We start from the raw sequence: 23,158 nt of genomic DNA on the forward strand, positions 1-23,158 counted from the left end.
CCTGGGCCTGCCCGCGCAGGGGCTGGCCGACCCGTACGTCCCGTCCGTGCTGCGACTGCCCCTGCAGACCGTGGCCGGCGGTGCCGCGGCCGGCTGCTTCGCCCTGGCCAGCTACGCCACGCCGCGTGCCGTGCTGGTCGCCGCGGTGGCCGGCGGCGCGGGCGCGGGCGGCTACAGCGCGCTCGTGCTGGCCGGGGTCGGCCCGATCGCCTCCTCCGCGGTCGCCGCCACCGTGATCGGCTTCTCCGGCGGCGTGATCTCCCGGCGGCTGCGGATCCCGCCCCTGGTCGTCGCCGTGTCCGGCATGGTGCCGCTGCTGCCCGGCCTGACCACCTACCGCGCGCTGTACGAGCTCGCCGTGGAGCGCTCGATCAGCGGGCTGCCCACGCTGATGATCGCCGGGTCGGTGGCGCTCGCGCTCGCGTCGGGCGTCGTGCTGGGGGAGTTCCTCGCCCAGCCGGTCCGCTACGGCCTCGGCCGGCTGGAGCGGCGGCTGTCCGGGCCCCGCATGGCCGGCCCGCTGCGCCCGACCCGGCGCCGGCTCGACTGAACGCCGCGAGCGAGCGCGTTCGCGCGCGTACGGAGCGTGCCGCGACTCCCGTGGACTTCCTTGTGTGACCCGGCACTTCTCATCACCCATGCCGGTCACAACGTGACTAATGTCGGGGTTCGAACGGGTTTCGAGGGAGGCATGCCCGGCATGAGCGCAGGCGCGTACCGCGCGACCGACGGATCGACCGAACTTCCCGAGAGTGGCGGGGCGGACTTCATCGTCGTCGCCAACCGGCTGCCGGTTGACCTGGAGCGCTTACCCGACGGCACCGAGCGGTGGAAGCACAGCCCGGGCGGTCTGGTCAGCGCGCTCACGCCGTTCCTGCGCTCACACAGCGGCGCCTGGGTCGGCTGGCCCGGCGTGCCCGACGTGGAGGCCGACAAGTTCACCGACGACGGCATCTGGCTGCACCCGGTGACGCTGTCCTCCGACGACGTGCGCGACTACTACGAGGGCTTCTCCAACGCCACCCTGTGGCCGCTCTACCACGACGTCGTGGCGACCCCGGTGTTCGACCGCGGCTGGTGGGACAGCTACGTCAAGGTCAACCGACGATTCGCCGAGGCCTGCGCCCAGATCGCCGCCGAGGGCGCGATCGTCTGGGTGCAGGACTACCAGCTGCAGCTCGTCCCGGCCATGCTCCGCGACCAGCGACCGGACCTGCGCATCGGCTTCTTCCTGCACATCCCGTTCCCCCCGACCGAGCTGTTCATGCAGCTGCCGTGGCGCGCGGAGATCATCCGCGGGCTGCTCGGCGCGGACCTCGTCGGCTTCCACCGCCCCGGCGGCGCGCAGAACTACCTGTGGCTCGCCCGCCGGCTCATCGGCCTCGAGCCCAGCCGCGGCGCGGTCGGCGTGCGCACCCGGCCGGGCGTGGTCCAGGTCGGCGACCGCTCGGTGCGGGTCGGCGCGTTCCCCATCTCGATCGACTCGTCGGGCCTGGACACGATGGCCCGCAGCCGCGACTGCATGGTGCGGGCCAAGCAGATCCGGGCCGACCTGGGCAACCCGAAGAAGATCATCCTGGGCGTGGACCGGCTCGACTACACGAAGGGCATCGACCTGCGCCTCTACGCGCTGCAGGAGCTGCTCAGCGAGGGCCGGGTCGACCCGGCCGACGTCGCGATGGTGCAGCTGGCCACCCCGAGCCGGGAGCGGGTCGAGCACTACCAGCGGATGCGCGGCGAGATCGAGCAGGTCGTGAGCCGCATCAACGGCGAGTTCGCCCGCGTCGGCCGGCCCGTCGTGCACTACCTGCACCAGTCCATCGACCGCGAGGAGCTCGTGGCGTTCTTCTCCGCGGCCGACGTCATGCTGGTCACCCCGGTCCGGGACGGCATGAACCTCGTCTGCAAGGAGTACGTCGCGTGCCGCCACGACCTCGGCGGCGTGCTCGTGCTGAGCGAGTTCGCGGGCGCCGCGGCGGAGCTGACCAGTGCGTTCCTGGTCAACCCGCACGACCTCGACGGGGTCAAGAACGCGATGCACGCCGCGCTCACGATCGACCCGGCCGAGGGCCGGCGGCGGATGCGCGCGCTGCGCCGCCAGGTGCTCACCCACGACGTCGACCGGTGGGCCCGCTCGTTCCTCGACGCGCTGCACCCAGCCACGCAGGAAGCGGTCACCTGATCTTGCCGAGGGCACGATCCCGGGCCGTGGACGGGCGATACAGTTCGGCTCTGCCGCCGTGTGCCAGGCTGAGACACGAGCGAGTGCACCCCCACCCTTCGCGAGAGAGTCGAACGACAGTGATCGTTGAACCCCTGCGCGCGGGCACGAGGTCCGCGCCATGACCGCTGAGGCCCTTCCCGCGGACCTGCGGCGCGCGATCGTGCAGATCGCCCGCACACCCCGCCTGCTGGTCGCCTGCGACTACGACGGCACGCTGGCGCCGATCGTGCCGGACCCCGAGCGGGCCCGGCCGATGACCGAGTCGGTGGGCGCGCTGCGCTCGCTCGCCGGCCTGCACGAGACCACGACCGCGGTGATCTCCGGCCGGGCCCTGCGCGACCTCGCGACGCTGTCCCGCCTGCCGTCCGAGGTGCACCTGGTCGGCAGCCACGGCTCGGAGTTCGACATCGGCTTCGTGCACGCGCTCGACGACCACGCCCGCCGGCTCCACCGTCGCCTCGAGACCGAGCTCGAGCGGCTGACCGCCGACGTCGAGGGCGTGTACCTCGAGGTCAAGCCGGCCAGCATCGCCATGCACACCCGGCGCGCGCGCCCCGAGGACTCCGAGCGCGTCCAGGCCACCATCCGGTCCGGGCCGTGCTCGTGGGAGGGCGTGCAGGTGACCGAGGGCAAGCAGGTCATCGAGCTCGCCGTGGTGCAGACCGACAAGGGCCGCGCGCTGGACGTGCTGCGCCACCAGGTCGGCGCCACCGCCGCGGTGTTCCTGGGCGACGACGTCACCGACGAGAAGGCGTTCGCCCGGCTGTCCGGCCCCGACCTGGGCGTCCGGGTCGGGCCGGGCGAGACCCTCGCCGGGTTCCACATCGCCGACCCGGCCGAGGTCGGCATGGTGCTCGCGTTCCTCTTGGAGGAGCGGCGCAACTGGCTCTACGGCGAGCAGGCCCCGCCGATCGAGCGGCTGACCATGCTCGCGAGCGAGCGGTCGGTGGCGTTGCTGACCCCGGACGCGCGGCTCACCTGGCTGTGCCACCCCGAGCCCGACTCCGCCGCGGTGTTCGCCGACCTGCTCGGCGGCCCCGGCGCCGGCCACTTCTCGATCATGCCCGAGCGCGACGGGCTGCCGCTGGGCCAGCGCTACCTGCCGGGCACGATGACCGTCGAGACCCGCTGGTCGGGCCTGTTGGTCACGGACTACCTCGACCACTACTCCTTCGGCCACCGCACGGACCTCGTCCGGGTCGTGTCCGGCACGGCGCCGGCGGTCGTCGAGTTCGCGCCCCGGCCGGAGTTCGCCCAGGTACAGGTCCGGCTGATCCCGTCCGACAGTGGTGACAGCGCCGGCCTGCGCGTGCTCGGCACCTCCGACCCGGTCGCGCTGCGCGCCCCCGGTGTCGCCTGGGAGATCACCTCCGACGGCATGCACGACACCGCCCGCGCCGTCGTCACGCCCACGTCCGAGGCGCCGGTCGTGCTGGAGCTGCGCTGCGGGACCAACGACCTCGACCCGCACCGGGTGCCGGAGCGCGAGCGGGCCGCGCGGTCGGCGGTGTACTGGACCGAGTGGCTGGACAGCCTGACGCTGCCACCGGTGGAGAAGGACCTGGTGGCGCGCTCGGCACTGACCCTGCGCGGCCTGTGCCACTCGGAGACCGGCGCGATCATGGCGGCGGCCACCACGTCGCTGCCCGAGGAGCTCGGCGGCATCCGCAACTGGGACTACCGCTACTGCTGGCTGCGCGACGGCGCGATGACCGCCAAGGCGCTCGTGTCGGTCGGCTCGACCGCCGAGGCCGAGGGCTTCCTGCGCTGGCTGCACGGCGTGCTCGCGACGCTGCCCGGTCCGGAGCTGCTGCACCCGCTGTACACGATCGCCGGCACGACGCTGCCCGCCGAGGCCGTGATCGACACGCTGCCCGGCTACGCCGGCTCGCGCCCGGTGCGGGTCGGCAACCTCGCCAACCAGCAGGTGCAGCTGGACGTCTTCGGCCCGGTCGCGGACCTCGTGGCGGCGCTGTCCGAGGCCCGCGGCAAGCTCACCGACGACGACTGGCGGATGGTCTGCGCGATGGCCGAGGCGGTCTCGCGGCGCTGGCACGAGCCCGACCACGGCATCTGGGAGGAGCGGCACCGGCCACGCCACCACGTGTACTCGAAGGTCATGTGCTGGCTGACGATCGACCACGCGGTGCGGCTCGCGGAGGCGTACGGCCGCGACATCGAGCCGAGCTGGCCGGGCCTGCGCGACCGGATCGCCGCGGACGTCCTCACGAACGGCTGGAACGAGGAGGTCCGCTCGTTCACCACGGCCTACGACGACACCGACCTGGACGCGGCGACCCTGCTGATCGGGATGGTCGGCCTGCTGGACCCGGGCGACGAGCGCTTCCACGCCACGGTCACCGCCACCGAGGCCGAGCTGCGCAGCGGCTCCACGGTCTACCGCTACCACCGCGACGACGGCCTGCCCGGCAACGAGGGCGGCTTCCACCTGTGCGCGGCGTGGATGATCGAGGCGTACCTGCTGACCGGTCGCCGCACCGAGGCGGAGGACCTGTTCGCCCAGATCGTCGACGCCGCCGGCCCGACGGGGCTGCTGCCGGAGGAGTACGACCCGGTGGCCGAGCGCTCGCTGGGCAACCACCCGCAGGCCTACTCCCACCTGGGCCTGATCCGCTGCGCGCAGCTGCTGTCCGGATAGCGCGAGGCGGGCATGAACGCGCACGGGGGCATCGGGCAACACAAGATGTGAGGACGATGCCCCAGCACTCGCTGGACGAGGTACCGGCGGAGCGGGATCGCCCCGACCTGGGCGGACCCGAACCGGCGGTCGAGTTCGGCAGGCTGTTCGACGACCACGCCCTGCCCCGGCACCGCTGTCTCGCCCGGCGCGTGGGCTCCGACGCCGCGCACGACCTGGTGAGCGAGACCTTCCTGGTGGCCCTCAACCAGCGGCACGCCTACGACCCCCGCCGCGGCGAGGTGCGCTCGTGGCTCTACGGGATCGCCACCAACCTGCCGCGCAGGCACGTGCGCCAGGAGAACCGCGATCTGCGGGGCGATCGCGCGCAGTGCCGGCCGCACGTCCGACCGAACCGCGAACCACGACAGCCGGGTCGCGGACCGGGTGGACGCCGCGGTGCTGGCCGCCCGCCACGCCGGTGCGCTGGCCCAACTGTCCGAGGGAGACAGAGATGTGCTGCTGCTGACCTGCTGGGCCGGCTTGAGCCAGATCGAGGTCGCCGACGCGCTCGCCATCCCCGCCGGAACGGTCCGATCACGACTGCACCGGGTGCGGAAATGGTTGCGCGCCAGCGCCCCCGCCACACCGAGGGCCGAGAGGAGGCCGACGATGCCTGAGGGGAACGTGCGCGAGATGTGGTCCGACGAGCAGCTGGACCACGCCCTGGCGACCTTGCGCTCCGATGTGGACACTGATGCCGAGAGGCTGGCGAAGGCCCGCGCGGACCTGGTCGCGGCGGGTGCGGGAGACGGAGCCGAGCCGGTCGTCCCCGCCGCGGCGCGGACCGCGCCCAGGCGTTGGCGGCGCTGGGCCACCGCGGCCAGCACCGTCGCGGCGGGCGTCCTGGTGGCCCGTTCGGCATCGGGGCCCGCCGGGGACGGTCCGCGCGAGCGGCAGCCGGTCGCCATGTCGAGCCACCCGAGTGCTACACCTGGCAGGCGGAGACCCTCCTGGAGACCTGGGTGCCGGCGGACGAGAAGCGGGTGTGGACGTGGCGCCGTGGCGAGACCGGCAAGCGCAAGTGGTTGCGGGGCACCGAGGCGCAGGCTCGCGCCGACGGCGTCGTCGGCGACGTCACGTGGCCCGAGGGCGTGTGGCGCGCACCGTGCGGTGACTGGTTCGCCGTGGAGGACGGCCGCGAGCCGTGCGGCAGGATCCCCGACTGGGGATCGCCGAACCAGGAGTTCATGGCGTCGCTGCCGCGTGACCCCGACAAGCTCCTGGCCCTGATCCGCGAGAGGTTCGAGGGAGCCACGAAGCACACGCCCGACCTGCTGGTGATGTTGACCGCCAGCGAGTTCCTGGGCACCGGGCTGGTGCCCGCCGACCTGCGGGCGACGGTGTACCGGATGCTGGCGAAGCTCCCCACCGTCGAGGTGACCGAGCAGTTCGCCAACGTCGACGGCCGCGAGGGCACGGCGTTCGGTGTCTCCGACGGCCGGGTACGGCTCGACGTGATCATCGACCCGAAGACCGGCCGGTACATCGGCGAGCGCAATGTCCTGGTGGCCCCCCGGAACGGGGTCGAGGCGGGGACCGTGTTCGACTACTCCGCCGTCGACATCGCGATCGTGGACGGCATGGGGGAGACGCCGGCCGGTTGAGCCGGTCGCGTAGAGGCCCGCACGCGCGTGCGGGCCCTCTCATGTCCGCCGGCGCTGCTTCTTGCCGCGGGCGACCTCGGTGGCCAGCGCGTCCAGGTGCGGGGTCCAGAAGCGGCGGAAGTGGTCGAGCCACCGGTCGGCCTCGCGCAGCGGCGCCGGGTCCACCGCGTAGAGCCGCCGCGTTCCCTCGGCGCGGACCCGGGCGAACCCGTTCTCCCGGAGTACCTTCAGGTGCTGGGAGACCGCGGGCTGGGTGATGCCGAACTCCTCCTGCACGACCGCCGAGACCTCGCCCGCCGCCCGTTCGCCGCCGGCGAGCAGCTCCAGGATGCGTCGGCGAACCGGGTCGCCGAGGACGTCGAAGGCGTGCATCCCACCAGAATAACAGTCTTGTCTTATATAAGGAGGGTACTGTGCGAGTCGTCGCCCTCGCCGACACGCACGCGCCGCGCCGGTGGCGGTCCTGCCCACCGCGCGTGGACGAGGAGCTGCGCGGCGCCGACGTGATCCTGCACGCCGGTGACGTGTGCGTGCCGTCCGTGCTCGACGAGCTGGCCGAGTACGCGCCGGTGCACGTGGTGGCCGGCAACAACGACGGGCCGGACGTGGTGACGTGGGGCGCGCCGGAGGCGCTGTCGCTGGAGCTCGACGGCCTGCGGGTCGCGATGATCCACGACAGCGGGCACAGGATCGGGCGCACGGCCCGGATGCGCCGCCGCTTTCCCGACGCCGACCTCGTGGTGTTCGGCCACTCGCACATCCCGCTCGACGAGACCGGCGACGGCGTGCGGATCTTCAACCCCGGTTCGCCGACCGACCGCCGCCGCCAGCCGCACGGCACGGTCGGCGTGCTCGACGTCGCCGGCGGCGAGCTGGTGTCCGCGCGGATCGTCGAGGTGACCTGAGCCGGTCTCGAGGGGGTTTCGAGTCGCGCGCGATGTCATGGTCGAGCGGTTCTCGACTCGACCAGGAGGTGCGGACATGGGACCGACGTTCGTCGACGTGCTGCGGGAGCGGGCCGCGGCGCCCGGCCCGGCCTTCGAGTACGTCGACGGTTCCGGGAGCGTGTTCCTCGGCCACCCGGAGCTGGACGCCCGCGCGCGCTCGATCGGCGCGTCGCTCACCGCGCACGGCCTGTCGGGGCACCGGATCCTCGTCCTGCTGCCGCGCGACCTGGACTACGTGGCGGCACTGTTCGGCTGCTGGTACGCCGGGGCGGTCGCGGTGCCGCGGCCGGACCGCGACCTGGCCGCCGTGCTCGAGGACGCCGACCCGGCGGCCGCGATCGTGCCGCCGGACACCGTGCTGCCGGGCGTGGCCACGCTGTCCATCGAGGAGCTGGCGGCCGCGCCGGACGACTGGCGCCGGCCGGACCTCGGGCCGGACTCGCTCGCGTTGCTGCACTACGCGGGCGAGCACGCGGTGATGGTGTCGCACGGCAACCTCGTCGCGGGCACGCGGCAGACCGGCCGGTGCTTCGGTGCCGGGCCGGACGCCGGGGTCGTGAGCCGCCTCGCCGAGCACCGGGACCTGCTGACCGGTGTGCTGCACCCGATCCTGGCCGGCAGCCGCGCCACGTTGCTGTCGCCGCGCGCGGGCGCGGCCGACTGGCTGCGGGCGATCTCCGACCGGCGCGCGCGGGTCAGCGGCGGCTCCGAGCGGGACTTCGCGCAGGCCGCGGTCACCGGCGGCCTCGACGAAGTCGACCTGTCCACATGGGACGTCGCGTTCACCGACGGCAGCACGTCGACGATGGACGCTTTCACGGATCGGTTCGCGCGCAACGGCTTCCGCCGCTCGTCGTTCTTCTCCTGCTACTGGCTGCCCGAGGCCACGGCGCTGGTCGCGGGCCGCCGCGGCCCGGTCGTCAGGTCGTTCGACGCGGACACGCTCGCGCCCGGCCGGCTGGCCCGGCCGCGTGCGGAGGGCACGCCGGTGCTCGACCGCGGGCGGCCCGCGGACGAGCTGGAGGTGGTGATCGTGGACCCGCTGACCGCGACCCGCTGCCCGGACGGCACGGCGGGGGAGATTTGGGTCGCCGGCCCGAACGTGGCGGCCGGCTACCTCGGCCGGCCGGGCGCGAGCGAGCGCACGTTCTGCGCGCGGTTACGCGGCTCCACGGACAACTTCCTGCGCACCGGTGACGTCGGGTTCGTGCACGACGGCGGCCTGCACGTCACCGATGCGCTCGCGGCCGCCTAGGAGTCGCGGCTAGAAGTCGAACACCACGCCGGTCTCGGAGTGCAGCGTGCACGGGTTGGAGAACTCGTGGCGCCAGCGCACCAGGTCACCGCGCCATATGCCCCGCGCGACGGCGACGACCGGCCGGTACTCGAGCGTGCAGGCCAGCACGTCCGGCGGGCCCGGTAGGTGGTCGAAGTCGCCGTCCGCGGCGGCCACGGCGACACAGGCGCGCAGTGGTTCGGGGTGCGAGCCGCCCGCGGGCCGGCAGTCCAGGCGCACGGTGCTGCTCGCGCCCGCCGAGGCGCGCACCGTGAGGTACAGCCTGGACTCCGGATGTTGGTCGGCGGTCGCGGCGCCGGTCGGGGTGTGGGTCGGCGCGTGGGTCGGCGTGCCGGTGGCGGTGCCGGTGAGGATCGTCGACAGCAGGGTCGCGGCGGCCAGCAGCGCGCCGCCGAGCCGGTACGAAGTCATGCCTCCACAGTGGACCTCCGGTTCTCGGAACGGCAGACCGACTGATCGGTAACGCCCGATCGTGTCGCGGTACGCGAAAACGGCTGGCGGAGCGTGACATGCTTGTGGCATGCGGATTCGTGGGGTCGCCAGCGAGGATTGGGTGCGGATCTGGCCGTTCCTGCGGGAGATCGTCGCCGCCGGGGACACCTATACGTGGGACCCGGACGTCACCGAAGAGCGTGCCCGCGAGCTGTGGATGCCGACGCCGCCGTGGCGGACCGTGGTCGCGGTGGACGGCGACACGGACGGCGACACGGTCCTCGGCACCGCGAAGCTGGGCCCGAACCACATGGGCCCGGCGTCGCACATCGCGAACGCGAGCTTCATGGTCGCGCCGGCGCACAGCGGTCGCGGGGTGGGCCGCGCGCTCGGCGAGTATGTGCTGGACCTGGCGCGCGCGGACGGCTACCGGGCGATGCAGTTCAACGCGGTCGTGGAGACCAACACCCGCGCGGTCGCCCTGTGGCGGTCCCTGGGGTTCGACGTGGTGGCGACCCTGCCCGAGGGGTTCGAGCATCCCACGAAGGGCTTCGTGGGGCTGCACATCATGTATCGGAGACTGTAGGCATGAGGATTTCGGTTGCCGCGGACGAGCGGGTGGGCGTGGCCGAGACGATCGTGGCGGAGCTGCGAAGCCGGGGCCACGACCCGGTCCCGCACGGTGCCCTGAACGACGCCGAACGGGACGACTGGGCGTGGGCGAGCGAGGCGGCGGCCCGCGACGTCGCCGAGGGCAGGGCCGAGCAGGCGATCGTCGCGTGCTGGACCGGCACGGGAGCGTCGATGGCGGCGAACAAGGTGCCCGGCGTGCGCGCGGCCCTGTGCGCCGACGCGGAGACCGCACGCGGCGCCCGCCGGTGGAACGACGCCAATGTCCTGGCGTTGTCGTTGCGGCTGACCAGCGCACCACTTCTGGCGGAGATCCTGGACGGCTGGTTCGCCGGCACCCCCAGCGACGACGACACCGACGTGGCCAACATCCGCCACGTCGACGACATCCAGTAGCCGTCCACAGCCCGCCGCAGCGCCACCGATTTCTGTCAGTGGTCACGAATAGACTGGAACGCGGGGGGCCCCGCGTGTCCGGGGTTGTCCACAGGCCGAGCCCTCGCGCGCTCGGTTCTGTCAGTGATCACCGGTAGCGTGGAAAGCAGGGGACCCCCTCGCGTTTGTCCACAGTGCGCGCGGCTGTCCACAGATTTCGTTGCGCCGGCCGGAATCGTCGGTGGTCGTCGGTACGCTGGGATTCGGGGGGCCGGAGGCCACGGCCGGGGTGAGCGCCGGGTCAGCCCATGGCCGGTGTCACGGCGTGCGGCCGGTACGGGGCCTCGAGCCTCGCCCGTTCCGCCTCGTCCAGGTTCAGCTCCGTGGCCGCGACCGCGTCGTCGACGTGATGCGGCTTCGTCGCGCCGATGATCGGGGCCGCCACCGCCGGGTCGCCCAGCAGCCACGCCAGCGAGACCCGCGCCGTGGGCACCCCGCGCTCCGCCGCCACCGCACGCACCGCGTCGACGACGTCGAAGTCGTCATCGGTGTACAGCTCCTCGGCGAGTTGGTCGCTGCCGGCCCGAGTCGTGCTCCGCACGCCGCCGCGTTCACGGTTGCCGGCCAGCATCCCGCGCGCGAGTGGGCTCCACGGCACCAACCCGACACCCTCGTCCACGCACAGCGGGATCATCTCCCGCTCCTCCTCGCGGTACAGCAGGTTGTAGTAGTTCTGCATCGACACGAACGGTGTCCACCCGTGCGCCCGCGCCGTGTACTGCGCCTTCGCGAAACGCCACGCCGGCATCGTCGACGCGCCGAGGTAGCGGGCCTTGCCGGACCGCACCACCTCGTGCAGCGCCTGCATGATCTCCTCGACCGGCGTGTCCACCTCCCACCGGTGGATCTGGTACATGTCCACGTCGTCCGTGCCCAGCCGGCGCAGCGAGCCGTCGATCGCCGACATCACGTGCTTGCGGGACAGCCCGCTGTCGTTCGGACCCGGGCCCGTCGGGAAGTAGACCTTCGTCGCGAGGACGTAGTCGTCACGGTTGGGCAACAGGCGGCCGAGCAGGCGGCCGGTGATCTCCTCGGTGAGGCCGTTCGAGTACATGTCCGCCGTGTCGAAGAAGTTGACCCCGGCCTCGACCGCGCGTTTCACGATCGGTTCGCCCTGTTCCTCGGTGAGGAACCATGCCCGCCGCCGCGGGTCGCCGTAGCTCATCATCCCGAGGCAGATCGGCGACACCTTCAGCCCGGACCTGCCCAGCCGCACGTACTTCACGTGCCGTTTATACCGGGACGATCACGCAGCCGCACCGCATTGCCGAGCAGCTCACCCGCCGCCGGGGTACGTGCTCGTTTGCGGGCGGCCTGCCGGCGCTATCGGCGCGGACGCTGTCGGAGCGGCGGTGGTGGCTCGCGATGCCGCTGCTCGACTCGCTGGCAATCAACAGTCTGGTGTCCACGGGCGTGTTCGACGCGTCCCGGGCCGGCACTTGCTCTACCTCACGCCGCCGACGACGATGCGGTGGGCACCCGGCGAGCGGGAGGTTCCGGTGGATCCCAGGCGAAGGCGACGCGGCTCCACGAGGCACGCCGTACCGGTGTCCCCGTCCCGCCGTTCACCGACGCGGAACCCACGCCCGGCGCGGACGAGGGTTACCTGATCCAGCAGGAGCTGGTGCGGCTGCTGCTGGCGGACGGCGACCGGATCGTGGGCACAAGGTCGGGTTGACGTCGAAGCCGATGCAACGGATGTTCGGCGTGGACTCGCCGGACTTCGCCCTGGTGTTCGAGTCCACTGTGTACCCCGACGGTACGGAGATCTCGGCCGGAGCGTTCATCCAGCCCAAGATCGAGGCGGGGATCGTGTTCGTGATGGGCTCGCGGTTGCGGGGGCCCGGCGTGACCGCCGCCGACGCGCGCGCCGCGGTCGCCGGGGTGGGCGCGTCCGTGGAGATCGTCGACTCGCGCATCGTCGACTGGCGGATCGTCGACTGGCGGATCAAGCTGGCCGACACCGTCGCCGACCTGGCGTCCAGCGGCGCGGTGGCCCGGTCCAATCGACTCGTCTCCTTGTCCGATGTGGACACGCGGCTCGTCGGGATGGTGTTGAGCCGCAACGGAGAGCTGGTGGACACGGGCGCCGGCGCGGCCGCGCTCGGCGACCCGGTCGACGTGGTCGCGTGGCTGGCCGACACGCTCGGGGATAGCGGCGTCGCGCTGGAACCGGGCCAGCTGATCATGACCGGCGCCCTGCACTCGGCCGTCCCCATGGCCGCGGGCGAGACGTACGTCGCCGGGTTCGACCGCTTGGGCTCGATCACCGTCCACATCGTCGACTAGACCCTGGTCGTCCACTTCGGACATCGCCCGGGAGTGGCCGGGTTGTCCACAACCGGCCGAGCTGTCCACAGCCGACCGCGCCCACCCCAGTTTGTCGGCGGGCGCCGGTAGGCTGGCACGTGAGGGTGGCCCCCGGGACAGGGTGGGGCTTTCGGTACTCGCGTTCCGCACGCGCGTGCGTGCGCGCGGGGGTTGTTGTGGGTCAGGTTCACGTGCTCGGGATGGGGGGTTGGGTCAGGGCGTCGGTTATCGCTTGGGTGTCCTGGTATTCGCGCCAGTGCACGATCAGCCCGTCGCGCACGCGCATCACCGCGATGAACGGGGCCGATGCCCGCCGGCCGGTCGTCAGCACCGTGCCGCCCAGCTCGTACTCCAGCACCGTCACCTCCGGGTCCGCCGTCCTGTGCGCGGCCGTCACCCGGAACGTCTCGAAGCGCACCGGCAGCGACTCCCGGCTCACGCGCGTCGCGGCCAGGAACTCCGCCGCCCCTCGAACCGCCGCGGTTGGCCGGGGCGGGCGAACGGCACCTCCACCACCACGTCCGGCGCCCACGGCTCGCTGTCCGCGCGGCCCAGAAAGTAGTCCTCGATCTCCTTGATCACCTCGGTCGTCATCGATCACTCCAGCTCGTTCGCTTAAGATGAGTGAGCGCTCACGTTAAGCATCATGAGTGGAGACTCACTTTGTCAAGCAAGCCGCTGCGGGCCGACGCCCGGCGCAACCGCGAACGGATCCTCGCCGCCGCCGAGGAGGTGTTCGTCAGCCGGGGGGCCGCGGCGTCCACGGAGGACGTCGCCGCGCGCGCCGGGGTCGCGATCGGCACCGTGTTCCGGCACTTCCCGACCAAGCGGAACCTGCTGTCGGCGATCGTGAAGGATCTGCTCGCCCGCCTCACCAGGGAGGTCACCGAGCTGGCCGACGGCGACCCGGCGACGGCGCTCTTCGACTTCTTCACCCGGGTCGTCGAGCAGGCGGCGGCGAAGCGGGCGGTGGTCGAACTCCTCGCGCGCCGCGGCGTCGAGGTCGGCGTGGCGGACCCGGTCAGCACGTTGCGCGACGCGATCGGCGTCCTGCTCGAGCGGGCCCAGCGGGCCGGGGCGGTTCGCGCGGAGGTCCGGCTCGACGAGGTCATGGCACTGCTCACGGCCGCCGCGCAGGGCGCTCTGCAGGGCGACTGGACCGCCGACCTACGGCGGCGGACGCTGGAGGTGATCTTCACGGGGCTGCGGCCGTAGGGCGGGTGGCCTCCGGCCCCCGATCACCAGCCTACGCGGGGGGCCGACGGTTTCGGTCGTGTGGCGTGGGCCTGTGGACAACCGCTACGAGCGAGCGCCCGTGTGCAGTGCCAGCATGCTGTTCGCGCCCACGGTCGCGGTGAAGCGGCCGTCCGCGCCGACCTGGACGGTCGGGCACGACGCGCCCGGGTCGCCCTGGGCCACGTCGCAGTACGTGCCCGCCGGAAGGCTCGTCTGGAACGCCTGCGACAGCGGTCCGCCCGAACGGTTGAACACCACGAAACCCTTGTCCCCACGGCCAAACGCCAGCTGATCGCCGCCGTTGGTCCACCAGTTCGTCACGTCGGTGCCCCACACCTCGTTGCGGAACCCGACCAGGTTCGCCGTCGTCCGCCAGCGGTGCTCGCACTCCCAGCCGTTGCCGCACGACACCGGGGAGGTCCGGCCGGAGGCGTCTGCGGGCGGGCCCTGGTCCGTGGCGCCGAAGGAGAAGCTCGACATGACCTTCGCGTGACCCCACGGCCAGGCCAGCATGAACGCCTCGGCGAGGGCGTAGGTCGAACCATCCTTATAGGACAGAACCGGACGGCCGTTGCGTTGGGTGTCGTGGTTGTCGACGAACGCGACGGCGTCGTCGCTCGCCAGCAGCATCGAGTCGGCCACCGACGCGGCCCGTGGCAGGTTGCCGTCGCGGAACGCGGCGCTCACGACGTCGCCGTACCGGAACTCGGTCACGTTGCCGACGCCGACGTACTCGGTCGGGCTGATCTCGCCCGGGCCGCCCTCGATGACCTCCTGGTAGATGTACGGGTCCCCGTTCAGCATGCCGTGCAACGCCGACAGGTCACCGGCTGGCATGTGCTTCGCCGCGTCGACCCGGAAACCGTCCACGCCGAGCGAGATCAGGTCGTTCAGGTACGCGGCGAGCTTGTCGCGCACATACTGCGCCTCGGTCTCCAGATCGGACAGGTCCACGAGCTCGCAGTTCTGCACCTCCCACCGGTCGCCCCAGTTCACGATGTCGTCGTTGCCGTTGCGGCCGCAGTGGTGGAAGTCGCCCTCGCCGTAGGGCACCGCCGGGTAGGCGTAGTGCGAGTACGTCGACCCGCCGCTGCCGGGCCCGCTGGACGCGCCGCCCGCCATGTGGTTGACGACCGCGTCGACGTAGATCTTCACGCCCGCCGAGTGGCACGTCTGCACCATCGACGCGAACGCCGCCCGGTCGCCCCGCCGCGTGTCGAGCTGGTAGCTCACCGGCTGGTAGTCCTGCCACCACGGAAATCCTTGCACCACAACGTGTTCCTGTGGTGGCGACACCTGCACCGCCGCGAAGCCCTTGGGCCCCAGCACGTTCTGGCACTCCGAGGCCACGGAATCCCACGGCCACTGGAAAAGGTGCACGATCACGTCGGTCGCCGGCGCCGCCCGCGGCACGGGTGCGGCGGACGGGGACGACGTGGTGAGCACGGTGGCCACGATGGCGGCGACCGCCCCGAGAGCGGCCATGGCGTGACGACGCATGGTTGGAACGTAACGCGACGCAAACGCCTGCCGTAACCGTCAAACGGCGGTATCGGCGACCAGCCGGTACCCGGTGACGATCTCCGGGTAGATCCGGATCGTCTCCACGCCCTCGGCCGCGACCAGCGGCGTCAGCCGCGCCTCGTACGCGGCGATCTCCTCCGGGTCGAGCACCCGCCGGGCCACACCCGTGACCGTCACGGTCCAGCTCACCGCGCTCTGGCCGAGCACGAGCTCGTCGGCCTGGTAGGCCACGACGGAGCCGGCGCACTCGGCGCCGACGTGCGTGCGCACCACGACCATGCCGTTGTCGACCAGGTGGCTCACCGGCACGATCGCCGGCAGCGCGCGGACGGTGTACACGATCCGCCCGATCGGCACCTGGTCCAGCAGCCGCAGGGACTCCGGACGCGACAGCTCCGCCATCGTGAGCGGCTGGCCGCGCAACCGGTCACCTCCCTTTTCCGTTCCCCGGGATCGCTAGAGCATGAGCGGGGAAGGGGGCCCGCACCAGGGCACAAGTACATCGTGCCAGTCGTGACCTTCGACCCTGGCGTTACGTCGCGGGCCGTACACCGATGACCGCGAAGCGTTCCACATCGGCGATGTGCCCGCCGGTGGATGCCACGATCGTGAGCACCGCACCGCTCGCACCGCGGTAGGTCACCGGCGTCGACCACGGGCTGTTCTCGCCGCCGGCCGGCAGGCAGCACGCCTCGCCGACCGGCCGCTGTGCGGCCGGGTCCCGCATCTGCACGCGGATGCTCTCGTCCACCCCGCTGATCAGCCCGCCGACGCGCACCGGCGAGGTGACCTCCACGCCCGGTGCGGGCTCGGTGATCGACATCGTGTCGTCGACCGTGCCGACGACCTCCCACGGCGCCTGCGGCCCGTCGCCGAAGCGGACCAGTGCAAGCGTGGCCGCGGGCGCCGGCCGGCCGCTCTCGCCCTGGTAGCCGACCTTGACGAGCGCCTCGGTCGCCTCGATCTCGCTGCGCACCACGGTGTCCACGTCCGTGAACCCGAGGTAGCCGGTGGTGAAGGCGAGCGCGGTGGCCTCGGCGTCGGCGTGCCAGGGCGAGTGGCCGGCCGGCGCCTGCTCGACCTGCCAGCGTCTCGCCTCCTCGAGCGTGCGGAACGGCCAGAGCGGCGGCTCGGCCTGGTCCGCGGGCGTGGTCGAGGTGGTCGGCGGGGCCGTGGTCGACGGCGGGTGGGACGGCGCCGACTGGTTCGCGGCGGCCCTCCTCGCCCGCGGCTCGTCGCCGAACACCCGGATCGCGAGCACGGTCCCGGCCGCGATGACGACGAGGATCACCAGCACGATCGGCAGCGCGGATCCGCGGCGCCGGCTCATGGTCACCACCCCCGAAATGGCGTCGTACACCAGGATGAGCGACCGCGGACGGGTTCGCAGCGCGACGCCGGCCGGCCCACTCGGACACGTTCCGTAGTCTTCGTAACGCTGCGTTGATATTCGCCGATAGGTGGATTGCCGGGAGTCGGCCTTTTCGAAAGGGCCGGCTCCGTCGTTACCTTCCCTGGACTGTCGGGGTCGCCATGCCGGACCAGCAGGTTCGATCGTCAGCCCGCGAGCGCGCGGACGCGCAGCCGGACGGGTTGATCCTCGATGGTCTGTTGGGCGACCTGCAGAACCGGCTGGCCGAGATCGTCCGCACCCGGGACCGCCTGCAGGGCCTGCTCGACGCCGTCGTGGCGGTCGGCGCCGGCCTCGAGCTCGAGGGCACGCTGAACCGGATCGTGCGGACCGCGGTCGAGCTCGTGGACGCCCGCTACGGCGCGCTCGGGGTGCTCGGCTCCGACGAGCGGGAGCGGCTAGCCGAGTTCGTGCACATCGGCGTGGACGAGGAGACCAGGTCGGTGATGGGCGACCTGCCGGAGGGCCGCGGTCTGCTGGGTGTGCTGATCGAGCACCCGTATCCGATCCGGGTCGCCGACCTCACCGAGCACCCGGCGTCGGTCGGCTTCCCGCCCAACCATCCGCCGATGCGCAGCTTCCTGGGCGCGCCGATCCGTGTCCGGGGCGAGATCTTCGGGAACCTCTACCTGACCGAGAAGCGCGGCGCCGGCGAGTTCACGTCCGACGACGAGGTCGTGCTGCAGGGCCTCGCCGCCGCGGCCGGTGTCGCGGTGGAGAACGCGCGGCTGTTCGAAGAGTCGCGGATGCGCGAGCGGTGGCTGGAGGCGTCGCGCGAGGTCAACGCGCTGCTGCTCGGTGGCGCGTCGAGCCAGGACGCGCTGGACATGATCGCCGAGAAGGCCCGCGTACTGTCCCAATCGGACTGTGCGCTGATCCTGCTCGCGGACCTGACCGGTCACGTGATGGTCCGGGCCGGCGCGGGGGAGCGCGGCGCCGAGCTGACGGGTGTGCGGATCAACGCGGCCGAGCCGGTGGTGGCGGGCGTGTTCCGCAGCCGGACGTCGGAGATCGTTCCGAACCTGGCGCACGTGGCGCCCGACGGCTGGGCCCCGGCCGGCGGCGACTTCGGTCCGGCGGTCGTGGTCGCGTTCGGCGCCGGGAACGTGGTGCGCGGCGTGCTGCTCGCGATGCGCGAGAAGGGGGCGCCACAGTACGTGCGTAACGGGGTGCCGCTGCTCGCGTCGTTCGCCGACCAGGTCGCGTTCGCGCTGGAGCTGGCGGAGAAGCATCGGGCGCAGCGGCAGCTCGACGTGCTCGCCGACCGCGACCGGATCGCCGGTGACCTGCACGATCACGTGATCCAGCGGCTGTTCGCGACCGGGATGAGTCTGCAGGGGACGGTGCGCCGGATCGTCGACCCGCAGGTGCGCGGGCGGGTGACGCGGGCGGTCGAGCAGCTGGACGAGACGGTGCGCGAGATCCGTACGTCGATCTTCGACCTGCAGACGGCGGGCTCGGACTCGCAGGCGAGCCTGCGCCGCCAGCTGCTGGACGTCATCGACGAGCTCTCGGCGGGTACCGAGGTGTCGCCGTCGGTGCGGATCTCGGGTGCGGTCGACACGCTGGTCGGCGAGGAGCTGGCGACACACGCGACGGCGGCGCTGCGGGAGGCGGTGAGCAACGCGGTGCGGCACTCGCACGCGGGCTCGATCGTGGTCGCCGTCGACGCGGACACGGACCTGGTGATCGAGGTGGTGGACGACGGCGTCGGCGTGCGGCCAGACGCCGCCCGCTCGGGCCTGCTGAACATCGAGCGCCGCGCGGCCAAGTTCGGCGGCTCACTGGCGGTGACGCCGGCTCCGGAAAGCGGCACCCACCTGACCTGGCGAGTCCCCCTACCACCCGAGTAAACCAAGCCCACCACCCCCGATGGACCTGGGCCACAACCTCCCCCGCGCGCACGCGCGTGCGGAACGCAAGAAACGAAAGCCCCACCCTGTCCCGGGGGCCACCCTCACGTGCCAGCCTACCGGCGCACGCTGACAAACGGGGATGGGCGCGGTCGGCTGTGGACAACCTCGTCGGTTGTGGACAAGTCCTGTCAGGAGTCGGGTGGCCGGCGGGACTTGAGCTCCGCGGCCAGGACCGCGGCCTGGGTACGGCGCTGCATACCCAGCTTCGCGAGCAGGTGCGACACGTAGTTCTTGACCGTCTTCTCCGCGAGGAACAGGCGCTCGGCGATCTGGCGGTTCGTCATGCCCTCGCCGATCAGGTCGAACACCGCCCGCTCCTGGTCGGTGAGGTCCGCGAGTGGGCCGTCTCCGTCGCGGCCGCGGCGCAGGCGCTTCATCAGCGCCTCCGTCGTCCGGCCGTCGAGCAGCGAGCCGCCCGCGCCGACCCGGCGGATCGCGCTGATCAGGTCGTTGCCGAGGACCTCCTTCAGCACGAATCCGGATGCGCCGGCCATGATCGCGTTGAGCAGTGCCTCGTCGTCGGAGTACGAGGTGAGGATGAGGCAGCGCAGCTCGGGCAGCTGCGAGCGCAGGTCACGGCACAGCTCCACGCCGTTGCCGTCGGGCATGCGCACGTCGAGGACGGCCACGTCGGCACCACTCGCCGGGATCCGTGCGGTGGCTTCGGCGACCGATGCCGCCTCGCCGACGATCTGGAGGTCCGAATGGTCCTCGAAGAGGTCCGCGATCCCGCGCCGGACGATTTCATGATCGTCAACGAGGAAGATCCTAATGGCCACTCGGCTATATACCATGTTTGTTGTTGTGATCGCAACAATCCTGCGAGGGTTGTCACAGGGTATATTCCGAACCCGCAGGTGATCCGCCCTCTCTGACCTGCCCCTTCTGAGCGCGGGAAAATTCTCTGTTACGTTCCTTTGATATGTCCGGAAAGCACGCCAACCGTGCCAACGGTGACATACGGAGGCCGTCGGGACGAGAGATCAACAAGCCGTCCACAAAGGATGGAAGGGCAATCTGGCGAATCGCTCGCGATTCCGGAAAGCTCGATCTGAACTCTTCCTACGCGTACCTCATGTGGTGCCACGATTTCGCCGACACATCGCTCGTCGCCCGGGTGGGCGATGACGTCGTCGGATTCGTGATCGGCTACCGCAGACCCACCGCACTCGACACGGTCGTGGTGTGGCAGATCGCGGTGGATCGCTCCCAGCGCGGCCGGGGCACGGCCGGTGCGCTGTTGGATGCGCTGGTGACCCGCCTCGCCGACGACGGCGTGCGGTACATGGAGACCACGATCACGGCTGACAACTCCGCCTCCAACGCCATGTTCGCCTCGCTGGCGCAGCGCTGGGGGGCGAGCATGGACCGGGCCGGTGTGTTCGACGCGGCTGAGTTCCCGGACGAGCACGAGTCCGAGCTGCGCTTCCGCATCGGACCGTTCGTCAATGCGCCGGGCATCAGATCAGTGTCCGCCTAGTCACCATTCCGCTAAATGGACGTCTGATCACGCGCCGAAAGCGCATCCATCATATGTCCCTGCGTTTGAGGAGAAACGTGAACGTTTTCGAGACGCTCGAGTCGGAGGTCCGCAGCTACTGCCGATCTTGGCCGGTCGTGTTCGACCGCGCCGTCGGTTCGTGGCTGTACCGGGAGGACGGCGAGCCCTACCTCGACTTCTTCGCCGGAGCGGGAGCGCTCAACTACGGCCACAACAACCCCGTGCTGAAGCAGGCCTTGATCGACTACCTGCAGCGCGACGGCGTCACGCACGCCCTGGACATGCAGACGGTCGCCAAGCGTGACTTCCTCGAGACTTTCACCGAGGTCGTCCTACAGCCGCGCCGGCTGGACTACAAGATCATGTTCCCCGGGCCGGCCGGGGCGAACGCGGTCGAGGCGGCGCTCAAGCTCGCCCGCAAGGTCACCGGCCGCGAGTCGATCATCAACTTCACGAACGCGTTCCACGGCATGACGCTGGGCGCGCTGTCGGTCACCGGCAACTCGATGAAGCGCGGCGGCGCCGGCATCCCGCTCGTGCACGCCACCCCGATGCCCTACGACAACTACCTCGACGGCAAGGTCGAGGACTTCCTCTGGTTCGAGCGGCTGCTCGAGGACAGCGGCTCGGGGCTCAACGAGCCGGCCGCGGTGATCGTCGAGACGGTGCAGGGCGAGGGCGGCGTCAACGTCGCGCGCGACGAGTGGCTGCGCGGCCTCGCCGCCCTGTGCAAGCGCCACGACATACTGCTGATCGTCGACGACGTGCAGATGGGCTGCGGGCGTACCGGCCCGTTCTTCAGCTTCGAGTCCGCCGGCATCACCCCGGACATCGTGTGCCTGTCCAAGTCGATCGGCGGCTACGGCCTGCCGCTCGCGCTCACGCTGTTCCGCCCGGACCTCGACATCTGGGAGCCCGGCGAGCACAACGGCACGTTCCGTGGCATCAACCCCGCGTTCGTCGCCTCGACAGAGGCGCTGCGCACGTACTGGAGCGACGACAAGCTCGAGAAGAGCACGCTCGCGAAGGGCGAGCAGGTCGACCGCGTGCTGAACGGGCTCGTCGAGGCGTTGCCGGGCACGCCGATGCGCGCCAAGGGCCGAGGGCTTGCCCGGGGTCTGTCGTTCGAGACCGGCGAGCTCGCGTCGACGGTCTGCCGCGCCGCGTTCGACCGTGGCCTGCTGATGGAGACCTCCGGCCCCGAGGGCGAGGTCGCCAAGGTCATGCCGCCGCTCACCGTGACCGACGAAGAGCTGGGTGACGGGCTCGACCGGCTCGTCGCCGCCGTGAACGAAGTCTGCGCCTGAGGAGGAGTAGTACATGCTGGTCAGATCGGTGCGGGAACTGGACGACACCGACCGCGACATCAAGACGCCGAACTGGCGCAGCAGGCGGCTCGTGCTGGCCAAGGAGGGCGTCGGCTTCTCCGTCCACGAGACGACGCTCTACGCCGGCACGGTCAACGACTTCTGGTACGCCAACCACGTCGAGGCGGTGTTCGTCATCGAGGGCGAGGGCGAGCTGCTCGACAAGGCGACCGGCACGACCCACGAGCTGCGGCCCGGCAGCCTCTACCTGCTGGACAAGCACGACCACCACCAGCTCCGGCCGCGCACCGACATGCGCACCGTGTGCGTGTTCAACCCCCCGGTGACCGGCCGCGAGGTGCATGACGAGAACGGCGTCTATCCGCTGATCAAAGAAAAACCCGAGATGGAGGGGACGAGCGCATGACGCTCACCGACACCGGGACCGCCGATCCGTATCCCACAAGGATGGCCGGCGAGCCCGACCTGCTCGACCGCACGGAGCCGACCGTGTGGACCACCGCGGCGGTCGGTCCGCTCGACCCGGCGACCCTGGCGGGACACGACAGCCGGGGCTACTCGATCCACAACGACCTGCTCAGCCCGCCGGAGGTAGACGCCTTCCGCCACGAGCTCGACCGGCTAGCCGCCGAGCGCCCGGCCGACGGCGTCGTCGTCGAGGACGGCGAGGTGCGCACGATCTTCGGCGTGCACCGGGCGTCCGCGCTCGTCGCCGAGCTCGTGCGGGACCCGCGGGTGCTCGACCGCGCCCGGCAGATCCTCGGTTCGGACGTGTACGTGCACCAGAGCCGGGCGACGTACCTCTCGGCGTTCGAGGGGCGCGGGCACTACTGGCACTCGGACTTCGAGACGTGGCACGCCGAGGACGGCATGCCCACGCCGCGGGCGGTCAGCATGTCGATCGCGCTGACCGACCACCACCCGTTCAACGGCGGGCTGATGCTGATGCCGGGCTCGCACCGGACGTTCGTGCCGTGCGCGGGCCGGACGCCGCCGGAGCACTACCGGACCGCGATCACCGACCACGAGATCGGGGTGCCGAGTGCCGAGCACCTGACCAACCTCGCGAGCGCGTACGGCATCGAGCAGTTCACCGCACCGGCGGGCTCGGCGATCATGTTCGACGCGAACCTGATGCACGGTGCGGGCAACAACATCACGCCGTTCCCGCGGTCGCACATCTTCCTGGTGTTCAACAGCGTGGAGAACACGCTGGTGGCCCCGTACGGCGGCACCCCACCACGCCCGGCGCACATGGCGGACCGCGACTTCACTCCGCTGAGCCGCTGAGCCGTTTAGGCGGACCGACGGACGGCCGGCGCACTCCACTCGCGCCGGCCGTTTGTCCCCAGCCGAGCCGCACCGGCCGAAACCGTCAGACCCGCCGAATAGACTGGAAATCGGGGGGCCCCCGCGTGCCGGCGGCACCTGCGGCTGATCGGCAGCGGGATCGCGCCAGCGAGAAACGACCCGTACGGCGTGATCCGTGGCGACGCGTGGGCGAGACGCGCCGAGGGAAGGACCAAAGCGGACAGAAGTGCTTGTCCACAGGGCCGGCTGTCGCCGGACGGGAGTGTCGGTCCCTCCGCGTAGGCTGGTGAACCGGGGGCGGAGGCCAAGCCGGCGCCAGTCACGCGCAGTCGTCGCGGCCGTTAGGCCATC

The 23,158-nt window shown here is 71.5% G+C and carries 25 protein-coding genes and 1 pseudogene; 17 read left to right on the plus strand and 9 right to left on the minus strand.

Features of this window, described 5'->3' with window-relative positions; genetic code table 11:
- From ACRDTB_RS15255 to ACRDTB_RS15275, 5 genes and pseudogenes are all read left to right on the plus strand, one after another.
- Positions 1–550: threonine/serine exporter family protein (locus tag ACRDTB_RS15255; protein ID WP_431430929.1), on the plus strand; the 550-nt coding region annotated here is incomplete at its 5' end.
- Between the two features lie 150 nt (positions 551–700).
- Entirely contained in the window at positions 701–2,182 is a 1,482-nt protein-coding gene (locus ACRDTB_RS15260; protein WP_431430930.1) for an alpha,alpha-trehalose-phosphate synthase (UDP-forming), read from the plus strand.
- 160 nt (positions 2,183–2,342) lie between these two features.
- A complete protein-coding gene (otsB, locus tag ACRDTB_RS15265) occupies positions 2,343–4,883 on the plus strand; it encodes a trehalose-phosphatase (RefSeq protein ID WP_431430931.1) in 2,541 nt (846 codons plus the stop codon).
- A 56-nt stretch (positions 4,884–4,939) separates the two neighbouring features.
- Positions 4,940–5,522: pseudogene (locus ACRDTB_RS15270) on the plus strand (RNA polymerase sigma factor); the annotation flags it as partial.
- A gap of 365 nt (positions 5,523–5,887) precedes the next feature.
- A complete protein-coding gene (locus ACRDTB_RS15275) occupies positions 5,888–6,529 on the plus strand; it encodes a hypothetical protein (protein ID WP_431430984.1) in 642 nt (213 codons plus the stop codon).
- A 39-nt stretch (positions 6,530–6,568) separates the two neighbouring features.
- Here ACRDTB_RS15275 and ACRDTB_RS15280 read toward each other — a convergent pair whose 3' ends face one another.
- Positions 6,569–6,901: an ArsR/SmtB family transcription factor gene (locus tag ACRDTB_RS15280; protein WP_431430932.1), complete on the minus strand. Its 333-nt coding sequence runs from the start codon at positions 6,899–6,901 to the stop codon at positions 6,569–6,571.
- Positions 6,902–6,942: 41 nt separating this feature from the next.
- Between ACRDTB_RS15280 and ACRDTB_RS15285 the strand changes: the two genes are divergently transcribed.
- Positions 6,943–7,434, plus strand: coding sequence for a metallophosphoesterase family protein (locus ACRDTB_RS15285; RefSeq protein WP_431430934.1), 492 nt, complete (start codon positions 6,943–6,945; stop codon positions 7,432–7,434).
- A 76-nt stretch (positions 7,435–7,510) separates the two neighbouring features.
- On the plus strand, positions 7,511–8,731 hold the full coding sequence (locus ACRDTB_RS15290; protein ID WP_431430935.1) for an AMP-binding protein: 1,221 nt from the start codon (positions 7,511–7,513) through the stop codon (positions 8,729–8,731).
- Between the two features lie 9 nt (positions 8,732–8,740).
- Here the strand turns inward: ACRDTB_RS15290 and ACRDTB_RS15295 are convergent, their stop codons facing one another.
- Positions 8,741–9,184: an SSI family serine proteinase inhibitor gene (locus tag ACRDTB_RS15295; protein WP_431430936.1), complete on the minus strand. Its 444-nt coding sequence runs from the start codon at positions 9,182–9,184 to the stop codon at positions 8,741–8,743.
- A 109-nt stretch (positions 9,185–9,293) separates the two neighbouring features.
- Here ACRDTB_RS15295 and ACRDTB_RS15300 point away from each other — a divergent pair, with 109 nt between their 5' ends.
- The gene (locus ACRDTB_RS15300) at positions 9,294–9,791 is read left to right on the plus strand and encodes an N-acetyltransferase family protein (protein WP_431430937.1); all 498 of its coding nucleotides are present in this window, start codon (positions 9,294–9,296) and stop codon (positions 9,789–9,791) included.
- A gap of 2 nt (positions 9,792–9,793) precedes the next feature.
- Positions 9,794–10,231, plus strand: coding sequence for an RpiB/LacA/LacB family sugar-phosphate isomerase (locus ACRDTB_RS15305; RefSeq protein ID WP_431430938.1), 438 nt, complete (start codon positions 9,794–9,796; stop codon positions 10,229–10,231).
- Positions 10,232–10,511: 280 nt separating this feature from the next.
- On the opposite strand, the gene ACRDTB_RS15310 is transcribed toward ACRDTB_RS15305, so the two are convergent.
- The gene (locus ACRDTB_RS15310; protein WP_431430939.1) at positions 10,512–11,495 is read right to left on the minus strand and encodes an aldo/keto reductase; all 984 of its coding nucleotides are present in this window, start codon (positions 11,493–11,495) and stop codon (positions 10,512–10,514) included.
- Positions 11,496–11,741: 246 nt separating this feature from the next.
- Here ACRDTB_RS15310 and ACRDTB_RS15315 point away from each other — a divergent pair, with 246 nt between their 5' ends.
- Both ACRDTB_RS15315 and ACRDTB_RS15320 read left to right on the plus strand, forming a co-directional pair.
- Entirely contained in the window at positions 11,742–11,948 is a 207-nt protein-coding gene (locus ACRDTB_RS15315) for a hypothetical protein (protein ID WP_431430940.1), read from the plus strand.
- Positions 11,945–12,559 carry a 2-keto-4-pentenoate hydratase gene (locus tag ACRDTB_RS15320; protein WP_431430941.1) on the plus strand — a complete coding sequence of 205 codons (615 nt, stop codon included), beginning with the start codon at positions 11,945–11,947 and terminating at the stop codon, positions 12,557–12,559. The genes ACRDTB_RS15315 and ACRDTB_RS15320 overlap by 4 nt, the downstream gene beginning before the upstream one ends.
- 208 nt (positions 12,560–12,767) lie before the next feature.
- Here the strand turns inward: ACRDTB_RS15320 and ACRDTB_RS15325 are convergent, their stop codons facing one another.
- Complete coding sequence (locus ACRDTB_RS15325; RefSeq protein ID WP_431430942.1) at positions 12,768–13,019, minus strand: nuclear transport factor 2 family protein; 252 nt, start codon at positions 13,017–13,019, stop codon at positions 12,768–12,770.
- Positions 13,016–13,174 (minus strand): hypothetical protein, encoded by a 159-nt coding sequence (locus ACRDTB_RS15330; RefSeq protein ID WP_431430943.1) that lies wholly within the window; start codon positions 13,172–13,174, stop codon positions 13,016–13,018. The genes ACRDTB_RS15325 and ACRDTB_RS15330 overlap by 4 nt, the downstream gene beginning before the upstream one ends.
- Before the next feature lie 69 nt (positions 13,175–13,243).
- On the opposite strand from ACRDTB_RS15330, the gene ACRDTB_RS15335 reads away from it, so the two are divergent.
- A complete protein-coding gene (locus ACRDTB_RS15335; RefSeq protein WP_431430944.1) occupies positions 13,244–13,795 on the plus strand; it encodes a TetR/AcrR family transcriptional regulator in 552 nt (183 codons plus the stop codon).
- Between the two features lie 84 nt (positions 13,796–13,879).
- Here ACRDTB_RS15335 and ACRDTB_RS15340 read toward each other — a convergent pair whose 3' ends face one another.
- The 3 genes from ACRDTB_RS15340 to ACRDTB_RS15350 form a co-directional block, all read right to left on the minus strand.
- A complete protein-coding gene (locus ACRDTB_RS15340; RefSeq protein WP_431430945.1) occupies positions 13,880–15,316 on the minus strand; it encodes an alpha-amylase in 1,437 nt (478 codons plus the stop codon).
- A 39-nt stretch (positions 15,317–15,355) separates the two neighbouring features.
- Entirely contained in the window at positions 15,356–15,763 is a 408-nt protein-coding gene (locus tag ACRDTB_RS15345) for a pyridoxamine 5'-phosphate oxidase family protein (RefSeq protein ID WP_431430946.1), read from the minus strand.
- A 109-nt stretch (positions 15,764–15,872) separates the two neighbouring features.
- Positions 15,873–16,670: a hypothetical protein gene (locus ACRDTB_RS15350; RefSeq protein ID WP_431430947.1), complete on the minus strand. Its 798-nt coding sequence runs from the start codon at positions 16,668–16,670 to the stop codon at positions 15,873–15,875.
- 203 nt (positions 16,671–16,873) lie between these two features.
- Here ACRDTB_RS15350 and ACRDTB_RS15355 point away from each other — a divergent pair, with 203 nt between their 5' ends.
- Positions 16,874–18,604, plus strand: coding sequence for a GAF domain-containing protein (locus ACRDTB_RS15355; protein WP_431430948.1), 1,731 nt, complete (start codon positions 16,874–16,876; stop codon positions 18,602–18,604).
- Positions 18,605–18,795: 191 nt separating this feature from the next.
- On the opposite strand, the gene ACRDTB_RS15360 is transcribed toward ACRDTB_RS15355, so the two are convergent.
- On the minus strand, positions 18,796–19,446 hold the full coding sequence (locus ACRDTB_RS15360; protein WP_431430949.1) for a response regulator: 651 nt from the start codon (positions 19,444–19,446) through the stop codon (positions 18,796–18,798).
- A 143-nt stretch (positions 19,447–19,589) separates the two neighbouring features.
- Between ACRDTB_RS15360 and ectA the strand changes: the two genes are divergently transcribed.
- The 4 genes from ectA to thpD all read left to right on the plus strand — a co-directional run bounded on the left by ectA (position 19,590) and on the right by thpD (position 22,786).
- The gene (ectA, locus tag ACRDTB_RS15365; protein WP_431430950.1) at positions 19,590–20,147 is read left to right on the plus strand and encodes a diaminobutyrate acetyltransferase; all 558 of its coding nucleotides are present in this window, start codon (positions 19,590–19,592) and stop codon (positions 20,145–20,147) included.
- Between the two features lie 77 nt (positions 20,148–20,224).
- A complete protein-coding gene (gene ectB, locus ACRDTB_RS15370; protein ID WP_431430951.1) occupies positions 20,225–21,475 on the plus strand; it encodes a diaminobutyrate--2-oxoglutarate transaminase in 1,251 nt (416 codons plus the stop codon).
- A 13-nt stretch (positions 21,476–21,488) separates the two neighbouring features.
- On the plus strand, positions 21,489–21,902 hold the full coding sequence (locus ACRDTB_RS15375) for an ectoine synthase (RefSeq protein ID WP_431430953.1): 414 nt from the start codon (positions 21,489–21,491) through the stop codon (positions 21,900–21,902).
- The gene (gene thpD, locus ACRDTB_RS15380) at positions 21,899–22,786 is read left to right on the plus strand and encodes an ectoine hydroxylase (protein ID WP_431430954.1); all 888 of its coding nucleotides are present in this window, start codon (positions 21,899–21,901) and stop codon (positions 22,784–22,786) included. Before ACRDTB_RS15375 ends, thpD begins: the two co-directional genes overlap by 4 nt.
- Positions 22,787–23,158 lie beyond the last annotated feature (372 nt).

The organism is Actinophytocola sp. (assembly GCF_050699935.1).
GTDB lineage: Bacteria > Actinomycetota > Actinomycetes > Mycobacteriales > Pseudonocardiaceae > Actinophytocola.